The sequence below is a fragment of the Pedobacter sp. MC2016-24 genome (assembly GCF_015223055.1).
Taxonomy (GTDB): domain Bacteria; phylum Bacteroidota; class Bacteroidia; order Sphingobacteriales; family Sphingobacteriaceae; genus Pedobacter.
The window spans coordinates 303,113-309,112 of the sequence record NZ_JADFBX010000007.1 but is presented as its reverse complement, the minus strand read 5'-3'; the positions used below and the strand labels follow the sequence as shown (position 1 = coordinate 309,112).

The following is a 6,000-nucleotide window of genomic DNA, read 5'->3' as shown; positions in this document are numbered from 1 at the left end:
ATTGCAGTAATTAATAGAATAAAAGTTGATCTTGCAGATGTAAATACAATTATCAATAGTAACTTTCCAAACATTTAAACTCATTAATTACACATCATATAATGACCTGCTGCAATAGTAGGTCATTTTTGTTTAAAATAGGCACTTGATTTTTTCAATCAGTGGTATATCTTAGCATCACCACAAAATCTTAGTCCAAAGACACCCGCTAACCAGGTTATGGTGTCTTTTAGATTTTTTTTAAAATATTAAACTAATGAAAGAAGACCTTGTTACAGCATTCAAAAAAGTCTTTACTGACGCATATAAAGAAGAAGATAAAATTACCTCAGAACCAGCTCAGGCAAAGTTAAAATCATTTGAAGCGTATGCTACACAGTTTAAAGCTGAAAAACTGGCTAGACAACTACATCTAAAAAGTCTTGAAACAGAGCTTGCAGAAGCAAAAGCGGCAGTAGCAACAACACCAACGTTGGATATAACAATGTATCATACAATGATGCAGCAGTTCAATACTATCAGCGAAAAATTAAATCCAGTTTCCAAATTTTTTGATAACATTCAAAAACCAGAAAAGCAGTCACCTAACCCTAAACTAACAAAAGAACAATTACAGGATATCGAAGACGAAAAGCAGGAAGCATTAATAAAGGCAAGTATACTTGCCAGAATGAAAAAATAAGAGTGGTACCCATCTAATCTTCTTCACGCTCATCAATATCGATATCAATTCCTAAATCGTTTGATAAGTATGTCATCGTTTGAAAGATACTGCTATGTCTACACAATTTTTGAAGTTTAGCCAATATTCTGGTTGGACTCACCCCCTTTTTACTTTGATCGTACCAAAGATGCGTCACACCAGTGTGCTTTAAACTATAGTTGGCTTTACCGTTATCCAAGGCCTTACCCAGTCGTAATCTGTAATCTTTGTCGTATTGGTAATAATCATAAGGTAAATCGAAGCGCCTAATGGAAGAAAATAGAAAATAATCTAGATTTTGATCTTCTCCAAATCTAAATTCTATAAATTTCAATAAAGCACTCATTAATTTAGAATCGATTTTCACATACAAAGTGGTAACAGAATCGTATTTATTTGCAGATTTAGTAATATCTGATGGTATGCAAAAGCGATTATTCGCTAGATCCAACATACCTAGCTTGAGTCTTAACATCTCGCTTCTTCGAATAAAAGCATAGTAGCAGGTTAAACCTAAAGTATAATCATACAAATACTTATCACAATTACCTATCTTATTAAAATTATCGATTTCTTTTTGAGTCCAAATCTCAAAACGATTTGTTTTCGGTTTTTGCGGTACCGTTCTTTTCAGTTTTTTCTTAATGGCTTTCAACCCAAAAGTAGGACTACTTACCATCTTACCTTTTTCAACTAAAGCAGCAAACATAAAGCCCATATTACCTAATTTTGTGATACAGGTCGATATACTCCAACGGCCCTCAGTATTTTGTTTAATAATAATTTTTGTTAAATCTTCACTGGTTATTTTAGTTACATCATCAGTTTTACCAAGTTCGTCTACGAAACGCCTAAACTGAGCGTTAAACCATATCTTATTATTGCGTGCTGTTAATTTTTGTGATTCCGCAGGGCTGTCCCAATTATGGTAGTCAACCATAATTTTGTATGCCTCATCATATGTAACTCCTTTCGACCGCTCTATCTCCTGATATAATTCTCCTTCTAATATTACTCCCTTTAACCTGGGATCAATACCTTTTTTTAAATCTTTCTCAACCCAACGAAGCAAATTATCACCAGTTAGCTCCCTAGCAGCATCAGAAGTATAATCGTTTAGCTTTACTAGATATTCACCACCATACAATTTAATATAATGTACTTTTTTTGGCGTGGAATCCTTACCCGTTTTGTTTCTGTATCCAAAAGGATGCGTATATTTTATAGTGTATGAGACAAACCACTTCTCAGGATTGTCTTTATTCAATTTTAGTTTTTCGTACGTGAAATCAGCCATTTCTATTTTCCCTTTTTTATCCCTTTCAATATAAAAAGTAGGCTAATATAGTCAAAAACATAAAACCCCGAAACTTAGTGAAAGTTTCGGGGTTTTAAATATTTTAAGCAGATATTATTTGTAAACTTTGATCAGGAATACAAAGTCCTGAACTTTTTCGATCTGTTTGGTTAATTTAAGTCCCTGCAACTGGTTCTTCTTGGTCGAAGCAATTCTTCTCACCAATGAATCCTGTGGAATCGCGTTCAAAGCTTCAGCAATATATTTAGATTTTACAGCGAAAGCAGCACCATCAGAATTGCTCTCTTTGGCATTGATGATACCGATGATATTCCCTCTATTGTCTAACAACGGTCCGCCACTATTACCCGGGTTAACGGTTATGGCAACCTGGTAAGCTAAACTATCGCCATTAAAGCCCGTTCTTGAGCTCAGGTAACCTTCGCCAAATACCACGTCATCTTTAGGATAACCTAGCGTATATACCTTTTCTCCCATGCCGGATGAAGTCCTTTTCAAAGAATAAGGTAAAGGAGCCAGCGGAGAAAACTCACTATCGGTAATTTTAAGGATGGCAATGTCATTCACAGGATCGCTGTACACCATTTTCACTTTGTAAGATTCTCCTTTACTGTTCTGTACATATACGGAATCAGATTTTTCGATCACATGGTGACTGGTTAAAATATATCCGTTTGAAGAAAGCGCAAAACCTGTACCTCCAAATTTACCTGGATTGACATTTGGCTTCACACTGTGAGTTGATTTTACATTTCTGATCAGGCTGTTTGTAGAGCTCCTGAGGCTATTCATTTCCTTATTCAACTTCTCATACGTGCCTGTTTGCTGCGTAGTCTGCTGAATAGAATAAATGGTCACAATGGTTAACAGGATAAAAGAGGCTGCAACAGCAATGGCTGCCTTATTTTTACGCCATAAGTTAACAATAAACGAAGGATGCGGACCTAATTTTTTGCTTAGGCCTTCTACATCGATTTGTGCGTGCGCCTGATTCATTTGATGCTTCAGATCTAAAACATCAGCGTAATCATTTAAAGATTCTAAAAACACCTTATGGGCAACTACCTTATGGTCTACAGACGGGTCAGTTAAGCGCAATTGCTCAAAAGCCTGTGCCTCAGCCTCAGTCAGTTTACCATTTAGATAATCTTCAATAATACCTTCCAATTCTATTTCGTTCCTCATATCAATGTTGAAAAAATAATTTCTTTAACCGCTGTAGGCATTTATATTTCTGTGTTTTGGCATTGTCCGTATTGGTATAACCAAACTTTTCACAAATATCCTGCATCGAGAGGTTGTTTATGTAAAAATCCTGAATAATCGTTTTACAGGGTTCACCCAGATTTAGTAGTGCAGATTGCATTTTTTCAAAACGCTGATCCTTTTCTTCATGTTCTTCCAGATCAACTTCTACAGAGATGATGTCATCAAAGTCAGACACATCTTTTGTTTTCCTGCTGTTTTGAGACAGCTTTTTTAACCAAATGCGCCTGCAGACTGAATATATAAAGGTTTTTAACTTACTGGTTAGCTCAAAATTTCCGCTTTTTATTTTATTGTACAATACGATAATTCCTTCCTGATACACATCTTTTGCATCATCCTCATCACCGTTATTATTCAAGATAAATTGTAAAACCATCGGGAAATACCCGGTATACAATTTATTTAGCGCTTCTTCTGAGTTATTTAGTATCCCTAAAACAACCTCTCTATCTGTTGGAACTGAACTGCTTAACTTATTACTCACCAATTAATACCTTTAAACGTGAATGGTAACCCAATGTTAACTAAAAAAAATAATCTTTTTTAACTTCTATGTTAATACATCTATAACGCAAAGAGTAACCCAACACACAAATTATTTTTTTCACCACTGAATATTCAGGAAAAAATCGACAGATGAAATGACCAGAATTTAAAGCTGCGCTAAGATAAGATCCGGATATGGTTCGGAGTGAGTCCACAGTGAGTCCACGGTGAGTCCACGTTTTTTCAGAAAATACGTGGACTCAGCCTGGATTCACTCTGCTTTGAAGGTAGATTCATTCAGACCCTGGTACGACCAAAATCCATACACCAAAAAATAATTTTAAATAAATTATATAATCTAATGGCAAACGCTATCTTTGCGCCCGGTTTGCAGGAGAGCAATAAAAATAATTTTATTTTTTTTTGAATTACCTGGGTTACCTTTTAAAGTTTAGCGTATTAAACAGTAAAATTAATTAATTATATAAAATAGAATCAAAATGAAAAACGCATTTAAATTTGGCTTTTTAGCTTTAGCAATCTCTTTATCAGTAGCAGCTTGTAACTCTGAGAAAAAAGCAGAATCAACTGACACTACTTTAACTGACTCATCTGCTGTTGTAACTACAGTTGATACTACAGTTACTGATTCAACTGTAAAAGATACTACTGTTAAAACTACTACTGAAGAAACTAAACCAGCTGCTCCAGCTCACTAGTCTCTAGCTAAATAGAAATTATAAAAAGGCTTCGGAAATTCCGAAGCCTTTTTTCGTTTAATTGATTTTTCGCAGCCCTACCCTTCCTAAAAACGGCTGACAATGCGTATCTTTGCGTTTTAAACAAACGTTTTATTCAATGAATTTATCACCACTTCAAGCCATTTCTCCGGTAGATGGGCGTTATAGAAATACAACACAAAGCCTGTCCAGGTATTTTTCTGAGTCTGCATTGATCAAATACAGGGTCTATGTAGAAATCGAATACTTCATTTCATTATGCGAGGCTGGCTTACCTGGACTGGATTTGTTCGACAAATCGAATTATCCAAAATTACGTTTGATTCATGAAAATTTTGACGATACGCATGCGCAGGAAGTTAAAGACACTGAAAAAGTAACCAACCATGATGTTAAAGCGGTTGAATACTTTATCAAAAAACAATTCGATTTGCTTGGGCTGGAAAGCTTTAAAGAATTTATCCATTTCGGCTTAACTTCTCAGGACATCAACAACACTGCGATTCCTTTTACTTTCAAATTGGCTTTAGATGAGGTTTACTATCCAAACATCTCTGAACTGATTCAAAAAATAAAAGCTTTGGCCAATGAATGGAAAGATGTACCACTTCTGGCACATACGCATGGTCAGCCGGCTTCTCCAACCAAATTGGGTAAAGAGTTCCTGGTATTTGCAGAACGTCTGGAGATCCAGCTGAACAATTTGAAGTCCATCCCCAACAGTGCTAAATTTGGTGGCGCTACCGGAAACTTCAATGCACACCACATTGCCTATCCAAATATCAATTGGGTACAGTTTTCTAACCGGTTTGTCAACGAGGCTTTGGGCTTAACCCGTGCACAACATACCACCCAGATTGAGCATTACGATCAATTTGCGGCGCAATGCGATGCCTTGAAAAGAATCAACAACATCATTATTGACCTGGACAGGGACATCTGGGCTTACATCTCTAAAAACTATTTCAAACAAAAAATTAAAGAGGGTGAAGTAGGTTCATCGGCTATGCCACATAAGGTAAATCCGATCGACTTTGAAAATGCCGAAGGAAATGCGGGTATTGCCAATGCATTATTTGAATTTTTCGCGGCAAAATTACCGATTTCACGTTTGCAAAGGGATTTAACAGATTCAACAGTATTGAGAAACATTGGTGTACCAATGGCACACACCACCATTGCCATTTCCTCAACGCTGAAAGGCTTAAATAAGATTCTTTTAAACAATGAAGCCATTGCTGCTGACCTGGAAAACAACTGGGCTGTAGTCGCTGAGGCCATTCAGACCATTTTGAGAAGAGAAGCTTACCCGAATCCTTATGAAGCACTGAAAGATCTGACACGTACCAATCAAAAGATTACCGCAACCACAATGGCTGATTTTATTGATGGCTTAAATGTAACTGAAGAGATTAAACAGGAACTGAAACAGATCACTCCTTTTACTTACACCGGGGTGTTTTAATATAATGACCTAAAACAGA

At 36.2% G+C, this 6,000-nt stretch carries 6 protein-coding genes; 3 read left to right on the top strand and 3 right to left on the bottom strand.

What is annotated here, in order from left to right:
- Positions 1-256: 256 nt before the first annotated feature.
- Entirely contained in the window at positions 257-682 is a 426-nt protein-coding gene (locus IM797_RS17930; RefSeq protein WP_194128528.1) for a hypothetical protein, read from the top strand.
- 13 nt (positions 683-695) lie between these two features.
- Here the strand turns inward: IM797_RS17930 and IM797_RS17925 are convergent, their stop codons facing one another.
- The 3 genes from IM797_RS17925 to IM797_RS17915 form a co-directional block, all read right to left on the bottom strand.
- A complete protein-coding gene (locus IM797_RS17925; protein WP_194128527.1) occupies positions 696-2,000 on the bottom strand; it encodes a site-specific integrase in 1,305 nt (434 codons plus the stop codon).
- Between the two features lie 114 nt (positions 2,001-2,114).
- Entirely contained in the window at positions 2,115-3,206 is a 1,092-nt protein-coding gene (locus IM797_RS17920) for a S1C family serine protease (RefSeq protein ID WP_194128526.1), read from the bottom strand.
- 1 nt (position 3,207) lies between these two features.
- Positions 3,208-3,774, bottom strand: coding sequence for a sigma-70 family RNA polymerase sigma factor (locus IM797_RS17915; protein ID WP_194128525.1), 567 nt, complete (start codon positions 3,772-3,774; stop codon positions 3,208-3,210).
- A gap of 502 nt (positions 3,775-4,276) precedes the next feature.
- Here IM797_RS17915 and IM797_RS17910 point away from each other — a divergent pair.
- Positions 4,277-4,495: a hypothetical protein gene (locus tag IM797_RS17910; RefSeq protein ID WP_194128524.1), complete on the top strand. Its 219-nt coding sequence runs from the start codon at positions 4,277-4,279 to the stop codon at positions 4,493-4,495.
- Positions 4,496-4,634: 139 nt separating this feature from the next.
- Entirely contained in the window at positions 4,635-5,981 is a 1,347-nt protein-coding gene (purB, locus tag IM797_RS17905; protein WP_194128523.1) for an adenylosuccinate lyase, read from the top strand.
- Positions 5,982-6,000 lie beyond the last annotated feature (19 nt).

What these genes read in the sequence shown, in the direction of transcription:
- IM797_RS17910 (WP_194128524.1), top strand. Translation starts at nt 4,277, where the DNA reads ATGAAAAACGCATTTAAATTTGGCTTTTTAGCTTTAGCAATCTCTTTA.
- purB (WP_194128523.1), top strand. Translation starts at nt 4,635, where the DNA reads ATGAATTTATCACCACTTCAAGCCATTTCTCCGGTAGATGGGCGTTAT.
- IM797_RS17925 (WP_194128527.1), bottom strand. Translation starts at nt 2,000, where the DNA reads ATGGCTGATTTCACGTACGAAAAACTAAAATTGAATAAAGACAATCCT.
- IM797_RS17920 (WP_194128526.1), bottom strand. Translation starts at nt 3,206, where the DNA reads ATGAGGAACGAAATAGAATTGGAAGGTATTATTGAAGATTATCTAAAT.
- IM797_RS17930 (WP_194128528.1), top strand. Translation starts at nt 257, where the DNA reads ATGAAAGAAGACCTTGTTACAGCATTCAAAAAAGTCTTTACTGACGCA.